Here is a 17,784-nt window from a genome sequence, read left to right as displayed (position 1 = left end):
CCGAAGTCATCGACAGAATATTCTGGCGACCAGAGTGCTGTGGCTCTACCTGACTCCATTCCGAACTCAGAAGTAAAACGCAGTAACGCCGATGGTAGTGTGGGGTTTCCCCATGTGAGAGTAGGGCATCGCCAGATTGAAATTAGCGCGAGAGCGAAAGCGAAGCAAAAGGAACCCTGTGGTTAGAGATAACTACGGGGTTTTTGCTTTTGCAAATTTTTCTCTTTTTGCACGCTGTTTTTTCTTTTCAAAATAGAATGCTATTAGTGGCTCAAGACAATATATTTTATCTGCCTACTTCTCAAAACCATTCTTTTCCGTTATTCTTTTAAAGTTAATCATTTTTATAGGGCTTTAATATCTCTTTGCAACTACCACTACCGATTCATCAAATTGATGATGAAACTTTTGAGAATTTCTATGCGGAAAACAGTCTTGTACTGGTGGATTCGTTACGTCAAAATTTTGTCGATGTACAACAGCCTTTCTTTTATATTTGGGGAGGAAAAAGTAGTGGTAAGAGTCATCTCCTAAAAGCGGTAAGTAATCATTATTTACTGAATCAGCAAACTTCCAGCTATATTCCTTTAGAAAAATCACAATATTTTTCGCCAATGGTTTTGGATAACGCCGAGCAATTAGATGTGATTTGTTTGGATGATATTCAAGTGGTTGCCGGTGATGAAACTTGGGAACTTGCTATTTTTAATCTTTTTAATCAGATTCGCGAACAACAAGGGTTATTTGGTAGCAATCATAAAACATTGCTACTAATTAGTGCGGATTGCCCGCCGCATCAATTAAGAATTAATTTACCGGATTTACGTTCCCGCCTTACTTGGGGAGAGGTTTATCAATTAAGTGATTTAAGTGATGAACAAAAGCGAATCATTTTGCAACGAAATGCGTATCAAAAGGGAATGGAACTTTCTGATGAAGTTGCCAATTTCTTATTAAAACGATTAGATCGAGATCTACATACATTATCTGTCGAATTGGAACGATTGGATCGCGCTTCTTTGCAGGCTCAACGCAAATTGACCGTTCCTTTTGTGAAAGAAATTCTTGGTTTGTAAAGCGATTTGATTCCTATCAAAATTTGCAAAAAATTTGTTAAATTTAACCGCTTATTACCTCTAAAGAGGTAATGATATGGCTACGTTAAATCTCCCTCTTATGTTAAACTTTGCCTATCTTTTTCTTATTATTCATTGTTATGATACATGCTAATCAATTAACTATTACTAATCTTGCTTGTGAACGAGGTGAAAATCGTTTATTTGAAAATTGTAATTTTTCCGTTGCATCAGGTGAGTGGGTTCAAATTGAGGGGCATAACGGGATAGGGAAAACTAGTTTATTACGTATTCTTGCAGGGCTTGCCATACCGGCCGAAGGATGTGTGCTATGGAATGATATTCCTATCCAAAAACAACGTGATGAATATTATTCGGAATTATTTTATTTAGCGCATCATGCGGGGGTAAAACCGGAGCTTTCTCCTTGGGAAAATTTACGTTTTTATCAGAAGATCCAAGGATTAGCATTAGATGATGAAACGTTATGGAATGCTTTAGATAAAGTCGGTTTGATTGGAAGAGAAGATCTGGCTTGTTCATATCTTTCCGCTGGGCAACAACGTCGGGTTGCATTAGCGAAATTATGGCTGACAAAGCAAAAACTGTGGATTTTGGATGAACCTTTTACTGCGATTGATAAAAAAGGTGTTACGGACTTAATTGCTCACATTGAACAACATTGTGAGAATGGCGGTATAGTCATTTTTACCAGTCATCAAGCGGCGGAAAGTAATAAAGTTAAAACCTTATCTTTGGATCAGTTTAAACTATGATTCTATTTACTATTATTCAACGAGAATTAACAATCGCTTTGCGTAAACCGGCGGAGATTCTGAATCCTCTTTGGTTTTTTTTGATTGTGATTACCTTGTTCCCGTTATTGATGGGACCAAACCCTGAATTATTAGGAAAAATTGCTCCGGGGGTGGCATGGGTTGCGGCATTGCTTTCTGCTTTATTATCGTTTGAAAGATTATTCCGTGATGACTATCTGGACGGTTCTCTCGAGCAACTTATGTTATTGCCTATCGGTTTACCGCAAGTTGCATTAGCTAAAGTGATTGCGCATTGGCTACTAACGGGGTTACCGTTAATTTTACTTTCGCCGGTCGCAGCGATTTTACTTTCGTTAGAAACGAATGTGTGGTGGGCATTGGTACTAACCTTATTACTCGGTACACCGATTCTTAGCTGTTTAGGTGCGATAGGTGTCGCTTTAACAGTCGGTTTGCGTAAGGGCGGAACCTTATTAAGTTTATTGATTTTACCCTTGTTTTTACCGGTATTGATTTTTGCTGCGGCAGTATTGGAAGCGGCAACATTGAATATGGGATATAGCGGGCAGCTTGCCATTATCGGTGCGATTTTAGCTTTAACGCTTACATTCTCACCTTTTGCGATAGCAGGCGCATTGAGAATAAGCCTTCAATAATTAAATAAGCGGTCAGATTTTTAGTATTTTTTGTAATTCGGAGATGTTATGTGGAAATGGCTTCACCCCTATGCTAAATCGGAAACACAATATCGATTGTTAGGGAAAATCCAGCCGGCATTAGGTTGGTTAAGTTTTATGATGTTAGCGGTCGCATTTGTCTGGGGACTTGGGTTTGCGCCTAAAGATTACCAACAAGGCGATAGTTATCGTATTATCTTTATTCACGTACCTGCGGCAATTTGGTCGATGGGCGTATATGGTTCAATGGCGGTTGCCGCATTAGTAGCATTAGTATGGCAAATTCGCCAAGCAAACCTTGCGATGATTTCAATGGCTCCAATCGGTTTGGTTTTCGCATTTATTTCACTTGCGACCGGTGCGATTTGGGGTAAGCCTATGTGGGGAACTTGGTGGGTATGGGATGCTCGTTTAACTTCGGCTTTAGTGCTATTTTTCCTTTATATCGGTGTAATGGCACTTTATTCCGCTTTCCAAGATAAACAAACCGGTGCGAAGGCGGCTGGCGTATTAGCCGTAGTCGGGGTCATTAATCTGCCGATTATCCATTTCTCGGTAGAATGGTGGAATACGTTACATCAAGGCGCAACTATTACCAAATTAGATAAGCCGTCAATGGCGGTAGAAATGTTAATTCCGTTATTGTTAGCTATTTTCGGCAGTTTGATTTTTACTGCTTGGTTTAGTATTTGGCGTTATCGTATCGCTTTATTAAACGATGAACGTAAACGCCCTTGGACGAAAACATTAAGCAAATAAGGAGAAAACTTATGCAATTTCAATTTGAATCTATCAGTGAGTTTTTCTCAATGGGTAATTACGGATTTTATGTTTGGCTTTCGTATGCCGTATCGTTGCTCTCAATGGGTATTCTTATTTGGCAAACTCGTCGTGAACATAAGCAAATTTTACAAAATATTCAGAAAGAACAGGCCCGAGAAATTCAGTTGAATAAGAGATAGTCGCAAGCGGTAAGATTTTCGTTATATTTTGTAAGAATATGACCGCTTACATAGGTTGATATCTCTTTATGAAGTGGAAAGCTAATAGCGGCATATTTAGCAAATTTTTGTTATGTTACTATTGTTTTATTATTTTTAAATATTGTGTGCTGTGGGCATACTTTTAAAAGGTGATTACTATGAATCCAAGACGTAAATCTCGATTGAAAGTGGTAGTTTCAATCATTTTTGGTGTTGCGGTAGCAGCCGGATTAACGCTTTACGCGCTAAGCCAAAATATCGACCTCTTTTATACTCCGTCAGAGATTGTAAATGGTAAAAATGATGATCCTGAACAAAAGCCTGAGGTGGGGCAACGTATTCGTGTAGGCGGTATGGTTGTCGAAGGCACGGTAAAGCGTGATGATAAAACGCTAAAAGTAGAATTTGAGGCGAATGATGTCGGTCCGTCAATCGTTATCGAATATGAAGGAATTTTACCGGACTTATTCCGTGAGGGGCAGGGGATTGTCGCACAGGGAGTACTGGTTGAACCGACTCGTTTAAAAGCAACCGAGGTATTAGCGAAACACGATGAAAATTATATGCCTCCTGAGTTAGGTGATAAATTGAAGCAACAACATAGTGCTGCAGGTATTTCCGAAGCGGATTTGAAAGGTGCGTCAGCACGCGATAAAGCTGAAATTGAAAGAACATTGAAGACCTTACAAGGGGAATAATTAATGATTGCGGAATTAGGCAATTATGCCTTAGCACTTGCACTCGGATTGTCGATTTTTTTGGCAATTTTACCGCTTATCGGTGCGCAAAAACAGAATAGTACATTAATGGCATTAGCCCGTCCGATGACGTGGGCAATGTTTTTAGCATTGACGATTTCATTCGGTTCGCTGTTTTATCTGTTTGCAGTGAATGATTTTAGCGTGCAATACGTTGTAAATAACTCTAACTCGACATTACCTATTCAATATCGTTTATCTGCGGTTTGGGGATCACATGAAGGGTCAATGTTATTGTGGGTATGGTTACTCTCGCTTTGGTCTATCGCCGTAGCGGCATTTTCCCGTCAGATGCCGGAAGAAGCGGTTTCTCGCGTATTAAGCGTGATGGGATTAATCAGCATTGGCTTTTTAGTCTTCTTAATCTTCAGTTCAAATCCGTTTAAACGTACTTTCCCTGATTTCCCTGCGGACGGACGTGAATTAAATCCAATGTTGCAAGACGTTGGGTTAATTTTCCATCCGCCATTATTATATATGGGATATGTCGGTTTCTCCGTCGCATTTGCGTTTGCGATTGCTTCTTTGATGACCGGCAGATTGGATACCGCTTGGGCTCGTTGGTCTCGGCCTTGGACAATGGCGGCTTGGGTATTTTTAACACTCGGTATCGTATTGGGTTCTTGGTGGGCTTATTATGAATTAGGCTGGGGCGGTTGGTGGTTCTGGGATCCGGTTGAAAATGCTTCATTAATGCCATGGCTTGCCGGTACGGCTCTTATTCACTCGTTAGCGGTGACTGAAAAACGCGGGACTTTTAAGGCTTGGACGGTTTTATTAGCAATCTTGGCATTCTCGCTTTGCTTGTTAGGTACGTTTTTAGTACGTTCCGGTATTTTGGTTTCAGTACATGCGTTTGCCTCTGATCCGACTCGCGGTTTATATATTCTCGCTTATTTAGTCTTGGTGATTGGCGGTTCATTATTACTTTATGCTTTCCAAGGCTCTAAAATTAAAAGTTTCGATAACTATGAACGCTATTCGAGAGAGTCTATGTTGCTCATTAATAATGTGATGTTAATGGCATTCTTATCTGTAGTGTTGTTAGGAACCTTGTTACCGTTGGTACATAAACAGATCGGTTTAGGTACGATTTCTATCGGTGCGCCGTTCTTTGATCAAATGTTCTTAATTTTAATGGTACCTTTCTCATTTATTTTAGGTATCGGTCCATTAGTAAAATGGCGTAGAGATCAAGTGTCGGCAATTCGTACTCCGATAATTATTGCATTAATTATGATGGTCGTGCTTGGTTTCGGCTTACCGTATTTGTTGCATGATCGTATTACCGCCACTTCGGTATTAGGCGTTATGATGGCGTCCATCATTGTTATTTTGAGTCTGTATGAATTACACCAACGCGCAACGCATAGACATTCCTTTTTAGCCGGCGTATTTAAATTATCGCGCTCCCATTGGGGTATGGTATTGGCTCATTTGGGTGTTGCGATGACGGTATTTGGAATTGCATTCAGCCAAAACTATAGTGTAGAGAAAAATGTACGTATGAATGTCGGCGATAGCGTACAGCTTCAAGGTTATGATTTTACCTTCAAAGGCATTAAAATTACTGACGGTGCAAACTATCAAGGCGGTACGGCCGAGATTGAGATTTCGCGCCAAGGACAATACGAATCGACCTTGAATGCAGAGAAGCGATTCTATAACGTGAGTAAGATGGGAATGACGGAAGCCGCCATTGATTGGGGCTTTAGACGAGATCTATATGCAGCGTTGGGTGAAAAGTTAGAAGACGGCTCGTGGGGCGTACGTTTATATTATAAACCGTTTGTTCGTTGGATTTGGATTGGCGGTTTATTTATGGTGTTCGGCGGTTTACTCTGTATGTTCGATAAACGTTACAGACTAAACGTAGTTAGAAAAAACGCATAATACTTTAGTACATAAGCGGTCATTTTTAGAGAAACTATTGCAAAATATAGCTATCTGGAAATGACCGCTTTTTACTTTTATAAGCACTGTTGGAATACGGAAAAACACTTGAAATAATGTCCGTTGTTGTTCGCTAACTCTATGATATGTTTGAGATTTATTCATAATAGTTGTAAAAATCATTCTTTTTGCTTATTACATAGACAAACGTCCAATTTTTTAGAATTTTTAAGAAAAAGAGTTTGACATATTTTTTTATTCTAGTAATATGTGCGCCACAGACACAGTGAGTGGTGAGATGGCCGAGCAGGCTGAAGGCGCTCCCCTGCTAAGGGAGTATAGGGTTCAAAAGCTCTATCGAGGGTTCGAATCCCTCTCTCACCGCCATTTACTTTATCACGCACCCGTAGCTCAGCTGGATAGAGTACTCGGCTACGAACCGAGCGGTCAGAGGTTCGAATCCTCTCGGGTGCGCCATTTTAATTCTTACTCTATTCGAATTAAAATAGTCGCTGATAAAACTAAATAACTCACCTTCAAAATACAACGCACCCGTAGCTCAGCTGGATAGAGTACTCGGCTACGAACCGAGCGGTCAGAGGTTCGAATCCTCTCGGGTGCGCCATTTCATAAATCATTTCTTTTTATATTTTCCACTAATTTATATAAACTTTTATTATTTAATTTATTCATTATTCTAGTTATTAAATCATATAGGGTTATTCCGTAATAGGGTAAATTCCGTTAGACTTATATTCGTAACTGAAATATAGAGGATTTTATATTGAAAGGATTAATCGCCAGATTCATTGCAGGCTTTGCGCTTTTGCTTTGGGCTTGGGATATGGTATTTCCGTGGCAGCAGCTAATGCAAGCGGAAGAAAATCGCTATAACCAAATTCAACAACGTAAAATATTAAGAGTCGGCATGGTCAATCACCCTATTTCCTATTTTATCGGTGCGGAGGGTGCTGCTGGGATAGAGTACGAATTAGCCAAATCTTTTGCTAATTATCTTGATGTAAATTTAGAGATTAAAACTTTTGATAATAGTGAAAGGCTCTTTAACGCATTAAAGGATAATAAAGTGGATATTGCGGCGGCAGGCTTGTTATATCAACCTGAATTGAGCAAACAATTTCAAATCGGTTCCGCTTACTATTCCGCATCTTGGCAAGTAGTGTATAAGAAAGGGAGTAGTCGCCCTTATAAACTGTCTGAATTAGATGGCGAACTGATCGTACCTTCCGGTTCAGCGGTACTCCCGATTTTACAACGCCTCAAAGAAGATAATCCGACGCTACGTTGGCAGACGACTAATCAATTTACTCAAGAAGAATTATTACTCCAAGTCGCAGAAGGGAAAATTCCTTATACGGTCGGTGTTTCCGTTGATATTTCCGCCGCTCAACATATTCGTCCGAATATTGCGGTTGGTTTTGACTTAACGGACGAGGCACCGGTATTGTGGTATTTACCGAACAGTTCTTATAGTGAATTACAAGCGGCAGTATTAGACTTTATGAATCATGCCAATGAAACCGGATTAATTTCACGCATTGAGGAAAAGTATTTTAATCATTTAGCGCATTTTGATTATGTTGATATTCAAAGTTATTTAACGGCAATTAAATCAGTATTGCCTAGATATCAATCTTTTTTTGAAAAATATCGTGGCGATTTAGAATGGCAGATGTTGGCGGCAATCGCTTATCAAGAGTCTCATTGGGATCCGAACGCAACTTCTCCGACAGGTGTTCGCGGTATGATGATGCTGACTAGAGATACGGCGGATCGTATGAAGATTACTGATCGAACGAATGCGGAGCAAAGTATTCGAGCCGGTTCCGAATATCTGCATATGCTGATGAGCCAAGTTCCCGAAACGGTGCCTAAGGAAGATCGTATTTGGTATGGATTGGCGGCCTATAATATGGGACTAGGGCATTTGTTGGATGTACGACGTTTAACTAAGCAATTGGGCGGAAATCCGGATAATTGGTTGGATGTGAAGAAAAATTTACCGCTTTTAGCGGAAAAACGTCACTATAGCGGCTTAAAATACGGCTATGCCAGAGGCTTTGAAGCTTTTCAATATGTAGAAAACATTCGTCGATATTATAGTAGTATCATTAATCATCAAAGAGTAGAGGAACAAAAAATCCAAAATAATGATGAGCCGCAAAATACTACACAAGATATGACTAAACAATCAGACTCAACTTTGAAGGAATAGTGAAATGAAACGTAAACTGAAAACTAAGAGAAAGCTTGTGAGTAATAATAAAGCTCGTCGAATTTTTCATATTTGGAAAATAAAACATCGTATTGCAGAACGACGGAGATTAGCGTTTATTGCGATGCAAAATGAGGAATGGTAAGCGGTCGGATTTTATCTGTTTTTTGTAAAAAAACCGTCTTGAATAAAGACGGTTTTTATATATTACTATTGTGCGTAGTTAATCACTTTAATTACTTTATTCACACCGCTTACGTTACGAGCGACTTCGGCTGCCGCATCCGCTTGCGTTGGAGAGAGTTTGCCGATTAAAAATACTTCTCCGTTTTCAGTAATCACCTTAACCTCGGTAGATTTTACTTCCGAATTAGCTAACAATTTTGACTTAATTGCGGTTGTAATCCAACTGTCAATCGATATTTGTCCTACGCCGATTTTTTCACCTGTACGTATTTCATTGTAAATCTCTGAAACACCTTCCGCTCCGGCTGCGAGATTTTTCGCGGTTTCCGCTGCGGACATATTAGGTGCTTGACCGATTAATAGCACTTTACCGTTATAAGCGACAACGTTGATACGGGTTTCTTCCTTAAGTTGCGCATCTTTACTTAAATTATATGCCACACGTTCCTCAAGCACTTCATCATCAACCTGAGTACCTGCACTACGAGGATCCGTTGCTACTTTACTGGCAACCGCAGCCGAAGTAACGACCGCCGTAGCGATACAACCTTGCAGAGATAAAAGACTTACGGCAAATAAACTTGTTAAACCAATTCGTTTTAAAGTAAGCATAACAATATCCTTTTTATAAAGTTAAGAAAAAAGTAAATGATCCACTAATTCGCATAGCACGTTTACACAAAACTGATGACCTTCAATAACCCTGAGTTCACTACTGGACGGCATAGAGATTTCAAGATCGTGGTCATCTAATAAGCCTTGCGTATGATCATTACGACTACTGGTAAAAGTAATAATTTCCAGCCCTTCATTTTTTGCCGAATGAATTGCATTTAAAACCGCTTCTTCATTACCGGTAGGCGAAAAAGTAATAAATATATCGCCGTCTTTTGCTACCGCTTGTAATTGTTTACGATAGATATTGACCAATTCATTATCTTGTACGAGAACACCGGCAAGTACACCGTCAAATTGTAATAACAATGCCGAGAAGCTTGGGCGATCTAAGTCGTATTTATGTAATAAATGGCTAACCAGTAACTGTGCATTGGCGTAAGAACGTCCGTGTCCGCAAACAATAACTTTATTACCTCTTAATAAGCAAGCCACAATCCGATGAGCGGCATCACTTAATGATTGAGGTAATAATTCTGCGGCGGCAATTTGAATTTGAATACTTTCGGTAAAGCGATCTTGGATTTTTTCAAGCATGAAACAGTATTTATCCTAAAAAATTTGGAATCCAAAGCGGAGGATTATTCCCTTCAAAAGCAACGACATCAAAACGGCAATTAGCGGTATCCAAACTTTGTTTATGTTTGGTAAATAGCCACATATTGGCGGCATCCAACCATTTTTGCTGTTTTCGATAGTCAATGCTTTCAACCGCAGAACCAAAACGATTACTTTTACGTTGGCGAACTTCGACAAAAACAAAAGTATCGCCTTGTCGCATAATCAAGTCTAATTCACCGCATTTGAACTGCTGATTTGCCGCAACAAACTTAAGCCCGTTTCGTTCTAAAAATTCACGGGCTTTTTGCTCAAAATTTGCGCCTTGTAAGCGTTTAGTTAGCGTTTTCCACTGCGCCATTGCGATATTGCAACCAAGACATACCACGTTCAATATTACAATTCGGGCTAGCGGTTAAATTTCCGGTTAAACCTGAAACGCTATAGCCCGGAATTTGGCGGAATTCATTAAATTTATTGGCAAGCGCCCAAGCATCGGAACCCATTGCATATAAACGCATCATTGAAAAATCGCTTTCCGCTAAAGTTTCCGCTTTTTTATATTCGTCCGAATTTGGATCGGCAAGCAGAGGGATTTCACTAAATTTAACCCCTTCCATTGCCGTACGGAACTCAATGCCGTTATTCGGTGAATTACTACGTGAAGATGTATAAATATTTAATTGTCCGGCAAGCGGAGAACCGTCAATCCCTTGTTTTAATTCAAGTAATTGTTCCGCCGTACCTAACGCATATAATGCCGCACCTTGTACGCCGCCTGAATTTTGAATTGCAGCAACCGCATCTTGCGGCAAGTTATAATAGCGTACATCCGCATCGCTATTGGTCAATTGTCTCCAACGCTGTGAGAATGCGTCCGCAGAACGCTGACCGAAATCATCCTGTGATGCAGCAACGATGGCACGCGAATAACCGTCACGATATAAGCGATCCGCCCCGGCTCTCGCTTCCGCTTCAGGCGATAATCCGTAATAACATACACCCGGAATCGCTTTAACGTTCGGAGTTGAATTTAATGCCAATACGTTCACATTTTTAATTTCTGGGCTTAATAACAATTCATCGACGCGAGATTTTAATAATGGACCGATAATGGTTTGCGCTCCTTGCTGTTTTGCTTGTACGACGATACTTTCGACAGAATTTGCATCCGTGTCGTAAGTTTGTACCGGAATGGAATCCGCACCTTTGGCATCATTAAACCCTTTTTGAATAATATCACCGAGGATTTTTGCTTCACCGCTTAGCGGCAGTAATAGAGCCACGCCGTTTAATTGCGTTTGTTGGAAATTCGATACGTTTTGTAGCTCGGCCGGCATCACGGTTACCGCACTATGGTTCGGATAGAGTTGTTTCCAGTTATTAATACCTTGAGGCATTTGCGCCGGTGTTGAAACATTCTGGTTATAAACCGCAATTAAAGCTAACCAACCGGCAAACTCGGTTTCACCCGGCCCCGGATTAGCTACAGAAAGCGCACCTTTATTGGCATTACGTAATAATGACCAAATTTGGTTGTTATTTTCTTGACGTAACTTGTTATCAATCAATTGAGATGTCATTAAAGAACGGGCTTTAACCGCTTCAATAATATCCTTACGATTTTCCGCGATACGTGCCTGCGTTTGATAATAACGTAAACTTTGCGTACGGCTTAATTGTGCGGTAGGAATCAATCTTAACAGTGAAACGGCTTGCGCTTCATTACCTTGTAAGGCGGCAAGTTGCGTCGCCACCAAATTATATTCTACTTTTTGAATTTCGTTTTTCTGAATCTCTGCAAGTGATAGAGTGAGATCATCGAAGGTATTTTGTGCTTCGGCCGCTTTGTTTTCATCAATTAATTTGCGAATAGCTAATAAGCGATAAGTAATTTTATCTTCTTTATCCGTCGCTTGATCCGCTTTATTGATATAAAACTCTGAAGTCGCATAGGCTTCGTCTTTTACTGTTTTAGTTAATGGATTTTCAAAGAAACTTGTACCGGTACAAGCAGAAAGAAAAAGTGCCATTGCAGTTGGGACAAAGACAGTTTTTAGTTTCTGTTTTAAAATAGTCGCCATTGTATTGCTCCTAATAGACTATAATGGGCGGAATAATATTGAAATCTTACTTATCAAACGAGTGAAAAGCAAATGAAAAACGAACAAAACGGTACTTTGTATATTGTCGCAACACCAATCGGTAACCTTGGAGATATTACACAACGAGCATTAGATACTTTTGCCCAAGTCGATTTAATTGCGGCGGAAGATACCCGCCATAGCGGTTTATTACTTAGCCATTACGGCATCAAAAAACCGTTTTTTGCTTTACATGATCATAATGAACAGCAAAAAGCTGCCGTATTAGTCGAAAAGTTGCAACAAGGATTGAATATCGCTTTGATTTCCGATGCCGGTACACCGTTAATTAGCGATCCGGGTTTCCACTTGGTGCGCCATTGCCGCCAAGCCGGCATTAAAGTCGTGCCGTTACCCGGTGCTTGTGCGGCGATTACCGCACTTTGTGCGTCCGGTATTGCCTCAGACCGTTTTTGTTTTGAAGGGTTCTTACCGGCTAAAACCAAATCACGTTGTGATAAATTAGCTGAAGTGGCTGATGAACCTCGTACACTGATTTTTTACGAATCAACACACCGCATTTTAGATACGCTTGAAGATATGCAAAAAATGTTAGGCGCTGATCGCTATGTAGTAATGGCTCGTGAAATGACCAAAACATGGGAAACCATTTACGGCGATACATTGGAAAATTTAATTGCATGGTTAAATGAAGAGAGTAATCGCATTAAAGGTGAGATTGTGTTAGTGGTGGAAGGAAAACCGGAACAGGCAGATGAAGCATTTTCCGCTCAAGCGGTTAAATTACTCGGTTTACTGTGCCAAGAATTACCGCTGAAAAAAGCGGCGGCAATCGTGGCGGAAACGTTCGGCTATAAGAAAAACGCACTTTACCAATACGGTTTAGAACATCTTTCCGATAACTAAAATACAAGCGGTTAAATTTCCTAAAAATTTAACCGCTTGTTTGTTAGATTCTCGCCAAATCAAAATTCGCTAAATCAATTTTATCTTCCGTGCCGTAGAATTTGGCTAACGCTTTACGTAACGCTTCGGCACGTTTCGGTAAATAACCTCGTTCCGCATAAATTTTGACTTGCTCGAAAACCGCTTGTTTAAACGCGGAATTATCCCCCGGATTACCGGAAAGATTATCCGCACTGGCAAAATAGCGGAATCCGGCGGCGTTTGCCAATACCCATTCAATCGCTTGCGGTTTAACTTCCACCGATTCAAATTCACGCTGACGTTCCGCCGAGCGTCCGTCCGGTTCGTACCAATAACCGAAATCTTCTAATCTACGGCGTTCGGTTCCTGCCACAAGCCAATGGGCAATCTCATGTAATGCACTGCTGTAATAGCCGTGCGCAAATAAAATCACGTTATATGGACGATCGGATTTCACGCCGTCTTCATCTAAAAATGCGGGTAAGTAAATCGGATAGTCTTCGCCCTTTTCTAAGCGGGTATTGTATTCTTCGGCGAAACATTCATCGAAAATACGAATAATGTCTTCAATTTTATGATTGTCTTGGTTCATAGCAAACTTATCTGTGATTAAGAAAAAAATGGCACAAGCGATCAACTTGTGCCATAAGATTATAACTGATTTAGCCAACTTAAAAATTGATTTGCTTCTAAGAAGCCGGTAACTCTTGATTGCGTCAGCTCATTACCGTTCTCATCAAAGAATAAAATGGTTGGTAAACCTAATACATTAAAGTGTTTCATTAACTCATCGTTTTGTGCCGAGTTATTGGTCATATCCACCTGCAGCACCACCATTTCCGCCAATTTTTGCTGTACGGCTTGATCAGTAAAGGTGTATTTCTCAAACTCCTTACACGCCACACACCAATCGGCATATAGATCCAACATCACTTTTTTGCCTTGTGAAGCGGTCAATTTTGCTTGTAATTCTGCAAGTGATTGCACGCGTTCAAACGCTAAGTGATTGCTTACTTGCGCCGAATGAGCGTTACCTTGATTCCAGACTAAGTTCGCCCAAGGGTAAGAAGCAAGCGCAAATGTAAAAAACAATGCAATTCTGACCGCTTGTTTGATTAAGCCTTGTGTAGGAATCACGCTAATCAACCAACCGACAAATACCATCGCCAGTGCCGACCACATAAACGACTCGTAATGGCTCGGTAAAATACGGCTAAGTAAAAAGACCGGTAATGCTAACATCACAAAACCGAATGCGGTTTTTACTTTTAATAACCAATCGCCCGATTTCGGTAAAATACGGTTGCCGAATAAGGTAATCAGAATTAACGGAATCCCCATTCCTAATGCTAATAAATAGAGTGCTAATCCGCCGGTGAGCAAGTCCCCACTTTGGGCAACATACAGTAATGCGCCGGATAACGGCGCGGAAGTACAGGGCGAAGCCACTAAGCCGGCAATCATCCCCATTACAAAAACGCTACCAAATGCACCACCTTGCTGTTTTTGGCTCATTGCATTCAGTTTTTGCTGCCATGAATTCGGCAAGCGGATTTCAAATAAGCCGAACATCGAAGCGGCTAAAATGGTGAATAAAATCGCAAGTGAAATCAGCACCGGCGGGCTTTGTAACGCTACTTGGAACGGTAAGCCGATCGCCGCCACCACTAAGCCTAACAGCGTATAAGTAAGCGCCATACCTTGTACATAAGCAAAGCTGAGTAATAAAGCTTTGAACGTATTAGGGCGTTGCTTATTGCCAATTACAATCGCAGATAACAACGGCAGCATTGGTAATACGCACGGGGTAAAGGCTAAACCGATACCCAGCACAAAGAACCAGAAAATCGATAAGCGATTGTTGGCTAAGTTCTCGGCAAGCTGATCTTGTTCCGCTTTCGGCGCATTAGCCTGTAGCTGAGAAGCGGTTGAATTTGCACTATTTTTTGCAAAATTTTGTACGGAATCGACCGCTGGTTGTCCGTCTAATGCAATGGTGACCGTTTCAGGCGGATAGCAAAAACCTTTGGTACAGCCTTGATAACGAACCGAAAGACTACTGTTTGCTTGTGCCGCAGAGAATGTTACCGGTAGCGTCAGCTGATCACGGAAAATTTCCACATTACCGAAAAATTCATCGTGATAATTTTCCGCAATAGGGAAAGCTAACGGCTGGATTTCGGCATTTTGCGGAGTGACCTGGATTTCCTTTTTATACAGATAATAGCCGTCTGCAATTTGCCAATTCAGTTCAATTTGATTATCGGATTTCGGTGTCGCCGAAAAAGCGAATGCTTCGGATCCGGTCAAGTATTTGGGCTGATCATTACCAAATAGACCGGCATGTGCGGAAAATGTTAGCGTCAGGCTAACGAAGAGAAAGATAAAACGTTTTAGCATATTGAAATAAGAAAATAAAAGATGGTCTATTGTAATATAAATAAGTAAGGTCAGGCAAAACCGTGACTTCTTACAGGAAAAATAGTGAGTTATTGTGAGTCAATTTTAAAAAATTGACAAAAAATGACGTTTTATATTGAGAAAGTTATTCGATAAAGCCATAATAAATTTACGCGTTTTCATTCAAAAGGAGAAAAAACGATGTATGAAATAGTCTTTTATCGAGATAAACGAGGGAGAGAACCCGTTAAAGAATTTCTGTTAAGGTTGTTAAAAGAACAGCAGGAAGGCAGTCGAGAACGATTACACAAAATTAGCCATCATTTAAGCATTTTACATTTGCACGGCACTCGTGCCGGCGAGAATTATATCAAGCATTTGGAAGATCGTATTTGGCAGCTACGTCCGGTCGGTGATTGTCTGTTATTTGCAAGTATCATTCGAGGTAAATTCGTATTATTGCATTATTTTGCCAAAAATAATTATCGAATTCCGAAACGGGAGATAGAACGTGCAAAAGTTCGTTTAGCAGATCTACAGGAGAGAATAAAAGATGAGCCCTATTGGTTCTAGTTGGACATCGTTTGAACAAGAAATTTTTGACGAGTTGGAAATAGCCGAAACACAATTTCGCATACGGCTTATTTTAGAGATTATTGAAACCCGTCAGCAACTGGGGATCTCACAAAGAAAGCTGGAAAAATTAAGCGGTGTGAAACAATCCATGATTGCGCGAGTAGAAAAAGGTTCGGTTAATCCGTCTTTGGCGACTGTATTGAAATTACTCGTTCCGTTAGGTAAGACTTTACAAATCGTACCGCTGGATAAGCCTAAAGTACCACGTTAAAACAAGCAGTCATTTTTCCGAGGATTTTGCAACATCTTCAAGAAAAATGACCGCTTAATTTATCTGAATGGGAACTTTAAACCGCTGTTTTTAACAGATATAAGGTGTAGGCCACATAACACATAAATAGCACGCAACCCTCTACTCTATTAATTCTGCCCGGTCTTTTACGGAAACTAAACGCAAAGAAAAATAATAGGATAGTTACCGCCAACATTACAAGCATATCACGGGAGAAAACCTCCGCTTCCACTTGCATCGGTTCAATTACCCCTGCAATACCGACAACAGCTAAAGCGTTAAATAAGTTCGAGCCGACAATATTACCTAAAGCAAGATCCGATTCGCCTTTACGAGCCGCAATAATTGATGAAGCCAATTCAGGTAATGATGTACCGACCGCTACAATGGTTAAACCGATAACTAAATCGCTTACACCGAAATATTTAGCAATCTCAACCGCACCCCAAACCAGTAACTGAGAACTTGCCATTAAAAAAAGTAAACCGACAACCACCCAAAATAAGGCTTTCTTAATCGGAAATTTTTCTTCGTTTAACGATTCCGTTTGAGCCAGTGTGTCGTTTTTACTTTGTAGCGCAAGCCAGATTGTCCAAGCCATATAGATTGCGAAAATCACCAGTAAAATAATCGCTTCCAAACGAGTGACTTGCGCATCCATTAAGAAGTAAGCGGAAACCAAAGTAATTAAAATTAAAATCGGGAGTTCTTTTTTAATGACCTCGGAAGCAACGATAATCGGTTTGATTAATGCGGTTACCCCTAAGATCAGCGCGATATTGGTGATATTGGAGCCGTAAGCATTACCGAGCGCAATCCCCGAAGCACCTTTCATTGCGGAAGAAGCCGATACCAACATTTCCGGTGCCGAGGTGCCGAAACCGACAATCACAATCCCGATCAACAAGGGGGACATACCGAAATGACGTGCGGAAGAAGCTGCGCCTTCTACAAATTTATCTGCACTCCAAACGAGTAAAATTAAGCCGATAACAATGGCTAATAAAGCATATAACATCGTATTTCCTAATAAATTAAATGGGCGTATAGTATAGGCCAATTTCTGATAATTAACTATAAGGTAGGTTCTATGAAAGTAATTAGCTCTGCGATTAAAAACGGTGCGTTTGAAGATAAATACGGCAAACGCGGCAGTCAATTCAGCCCGAACGGTATGCCGAGTTATTCGATTCCGTTTGAAATTAGTGAGGTACCTGAAGGTACGAAATCTTTTGCCGTTGTTTTGGAAGATAAAGATGCGATTACCGCCAGCGGTTTCGTTTGGATTCATTGGTTAATTGCCGATTTAGAGCGTACCAAAATTGCCGAAAATGAAAGCCTGACCGCCACCGATTTTGTACAAGGTGCAAATTCTTGGGCAAGTAAATTAGGTAACTTTTCTCTCGAAGAAGCTTCAAATTATGGCGGTATGGCACCGCCGAATTGTAAACACCGTTACGAACTTATCGTTTATGCGCTGGATACCAAGCTGAATTTAACTTCGGGTTTCCGTTTCAATGATCTGCATTTTGCAATGCAAGATCACATTCTAGCCAGCGCAAGTATCATGGGAACTTATGACGTTTAAGCTAATTACTGGAACGAGCATTGGACGGACGGTACGAGTGAGGACACTCGTACCAGCATGGTAAAACTTTTGAGA

General features: G+C 40.5%; 20 protein-coding genes, 3 tRNA genes and 1 rRNA gene. 17 read left to right on the top strand and 7 right to left on the bottom strand.

Annotated features, from left to right (window positions below):
• Positions 1-21: 21 nt before the first annotated feature.
• From rrf to NYR63_RS07265, 13 genes are all read left to right on the top strand, one after another.
• A 5S ribosomal RNA gene (rrf, locus tag NYR63_RS07325) occupies positions 22-137 on the top strand.
• Positions 138-365: 228 nt separating this feature from the next.
• Positions 366-1,076, top strand: a complete 711-nt coding sequence (gene hda, locus NYR63_RS07320; protein ID WP_279456950.1) for a DnaA regulatory inactivator Hda — start codon at positions 366-368, stop codon at positions 1,074-1,076.
• A 140-nt stretch (positions 1,077-1,216) separates the two neighbouring features.
• The gene (ccmA, locus tag NYR63_RS07315) at positions 1,217-1,852 is read left to right on the top strand and encodes a cytochrome c biogenesis heme-transporting ATPase CcmA (protein ID WP_279456949.1); all 636 of its coding nucleotides are present in this window, start codon (positions 1,217-1,219) and stop codon (positions 1,850-1,852) included.
• A complete protein-coding gene (gene ccmB, locus NYR63_RS07310) occupies positions 1,849-2,511 on the top strand; it encodes a heme exporter protein CcmB (RefSeq protein WP_005615770.1) in 663 nt (220 codons plus the stop codon). The genes ccmA and ccmB overlap by 4 nt, the downstream gene beginning before the upstream one ends.
• Positions 2,512-2,559: 48 nt before the next feature.
• Positions 2,560-3,291 carry a heme ABC transporter permease gene (locus NYR63_RS07305; protein WP_279456948.1) on the top strand — a complete coding sequence of 244 codons (732 nt, stop codon included), beginning with the start codon at positions 2,560-2,562 and terminating at the stop codon, positions 3,289-3,291.
• 11 nt (positions 3,292-3,302) lie between these two features.
• Complete coding sequence (gene ccmD, locus NYR63_RS07300; protein ID WP_279456947.1) at positions 3,303-3,494, top strand: heme exporter protein CcmD; 192 nt, start codon at positions 3,303-3,305, stop codon at positions 3,492-3,494.
• 179 nt (positions 3,495-3,673) lie between these two features.
• Positions 3,674-4,213, top strand: coding sequence for a cytochrome c maturation protein CcmE (ccmE, locus tag NYR63_RS07295; protein ID WP_279456946.1), 540 nt, complete (start codon positions 3,674-3,676; stop codon positions 4,211-4,213).
• A gap of 3 nt (positions 4,214-4,216) precedes the next feature.
• Complete coding sequence (locus NYR63_RS07290) at positions 4,217-6,166, top strand: heme lyase CcmF/NrfE family subunit (protein ID WP_279456945.1); 1,950 nt, start codon at positions 4,217-4,219, stop codon at positions 6,164-6,166.
• Positions 6,167-6,458: 292 nt separating this feature from the next.
• Positions 6,459-6,553, top strand: a tRNA-Ser gene (locus NYR63_RS07285).
• Between the two features lie 13 nt (positions 6,554-6,566).
• Positions 6,567-6,643: transfer RNA gene (locus NYR63_RS07280), tRNA-Arg, on the top strand.
• Between the two features lie 71 nt (positions 6,644-6,714).
• Positions 6,715-6,791: transfer RNA gene (locus NYR63_RS07275), tRNA-Arg, on the top strand.
• Between the two features lie 159 nt (positions 6,792-6,950).
• On the top strand, positions 6,951-8,402 hold the full coding sequence (gene mltF / locus NYR63_RS07270) for a membrane-bound lytic murein transglycosylase MltF (RefSeq protein ID WP_279456944.1): 1,452 nt from the start codon (positions 6,951-6,953) through the stop codon (positions 8,400-8,402).
• 4 nt (positions 8,403-8,406) lie between these two features.
• Positions 8,407-8,547 (top strand): hypothetical protein, encoded by a 141-nt coding sequence (locus NYR63_RS07265; RefSeq protein WP_279456943.1) that lies wholly within the window; start codon positions 8,407-8,409, stop codon positions 8,545-8,547.
• A 65-nt stretch (positions 8,548-8,612) separates the two neighbouring features.
• On the opposite strand, the gene dolP is transcribed toward NYR63_RS07265, so the two are convergent.
• Genes dolP through NYR63_RS07245 form a run of 4 tightly spaced genes read right to left on the bottom strand, consistent with a single transcriptional unit; the run spans position 8,613 to position 11,905 of the window.
• Positions 8,613-9,200 carry a division/outer membrane stress-associated lipid-binding lipoprotein gene (dolP, locus tag NYR63_RS07260; protein WP_279456942.1) on the bottom strand — a complete coding sequence of 196 codons (588 nt, stop codon included), beginning with the start codon at positions 9,198-9,200 and terminating at the stop codon, positions 8,613-8,615.
• Between the two features lie 21 nt (positions 9,201-9,221).
• Positions 9,222-9,800, bottom strand: a complete 579-nt coding sequence (locus tag NYR63_RS07255) for a D-sedoheptulose-7-phosphate isomerase (RefSeq protein WP_279456941.1) — start codon at positions 9,798-9,800, stop codon at positions 9,222-9,224.
• Positions 9,801-9,810: 10 nt separating this feature from the next.
• Complete coding sequence (locus NYR63_RS07250; RefSeq protein WP_279456940.1) at positions 9,811-10,182, bottom strand: YraN family protein; 372 nt, start codon at positions 10,180-10,182, stop codon at positions 9,811-9,813.
• On the bottom strand, positions 10,157-11,905 hold the full coding sequence (locus NYR63_RS07245) for a penicillin-binding protein activator (protein WP_279456939.1): 1,749 nt from the start codon (positions 11,903-11,905) through the stop codon (positions 10,157-10,159). Before NYR63_RS07245 ends, NYR63_RS07250 begins: the two co-directional genes overlap by 26 nt.
• A gap of 72 nt (positions 11,906-11,977) precedes the next feature.
• Here NYR63_RS07245 and rsmI point away from each other — a divergent pair, with 72 nt between their 5' ends.
• Positions 11,978-12,832 (top strand): 16S rRNA (cytidine(1402)-2'-O)-methyltransferase, encoded by an 855-nt coding sequence (gene rsmI, locus NYR63_RS07240; protein WP_279456938.1) that lies wholly within the window; start codon positions 11,978-11,980, stop codon positions 12,830-12,832.
• Between the two features lie 43 nt (positions 12,833-12,875).
• On the opposite strand, the gene NYR63_RS07235 is transcribed toward rsmI, so the two are convergent.
• Positions 12,876-13,445 carry an elongation factor P hydroxylase gene (locus NYR63_RS07235; RefSeq protein ID WP_279456937.1) on the bottom strand — a complete coding sequence of 190 codons (570 nt, stop codon included), beginning with the start codon at positions 13,443-13,445 and terminating at the stop codon, positions 12,876-12,878.
• Between the two features lie 59 nt (positions 13,446-13,504).
• A complete protein-coding gene (locus NYR63_RS07230; RefSeq protein ID WP_279456936.1) occupies positions 13,505-15,253 on the bottom strand; it encodes a protein-disulfide reductase DsbD in 1,749 nt (582 codons plus the stop codon).
• Between the two features lie 201 nt (positions 15,254-15,454).
• On the opposite strand from NYR63_RS07230, the gene NYR63_RS07225 reads away from it, so the two are divergent.
• Both NYR63_RS07225 and NYR63_RS07220 read left to right on the top strand, forming a co-directional pair.
• Entirely contained in the window at positions 15,455-15,826 is a 372-nt protein-coding gene (locus NYR63_RS07225; protein WP_279456935.1) for a type II toxin-antitoxin system RelE/ParE family toxin, read from the top strand.
• Positions 15,807-16,100: a helix-turn-helix domain-containing protein gene (locus tag NYR63_RS07220; RefSeq protein ID WP_279456934.1), complete on the top strand. Its 294-nt coding sequence runs from the start codon at positions 15,807-15,809 to the stop codon at positions 16,098-16,100. The genes NYR63_RS07225 and NYR63_RS07220 overlap by 20 nt, the downstream gene beginning before the upstream one ends.
• Positions 16,101-16,176: 76 nt before the next feature.
• On the opposite strand, the gene NYR63_RS07215 is transcribed toward NYR63_RS07220, so the two are convergent.
• A complete protein-coding gene (locus NYR63_RS07215) occupies positions 16,177-17,139 on the bottom strand; it encodes a calcium/sodium antiporter (protein WP_279456933.1) in 963 nt (320 codons plus the stop codon).
• Between the two features lie 72 nt (positions 17,140-17,211).
• Here NYR63_RS07215 and NYR63_RS07210 point away from each other — a divergent pair, with 72 nt between their 5' ends.
• Entirely contained in the window at positions 17,212-17,709 is a 498-nt protein-coding gene (locus tag NYR63_RS07210) for a YbhB/YbcL family Raf kinase inhibitor-like protein (RefSeq protein ID WP_279456932.1), read from the top strand.
• Positions 17,710-17,784 lie beyond the last annotated feature (75 nt).

Source organism: Actinobacillus genomosp. 1, from assembly GCF_029774175.1.
Taxonomy (GTDB): Bacteria; Pseudomonadota; Gammaproteobacteria; order Enterobacterales; family Pasteurellaceae; genus Actinobacillus.
The sequence above is the reverse complement of the archived record's forward strand: the minus strand, read 5'-3'. Positions and strand labels throughout refer to the sequence as shown.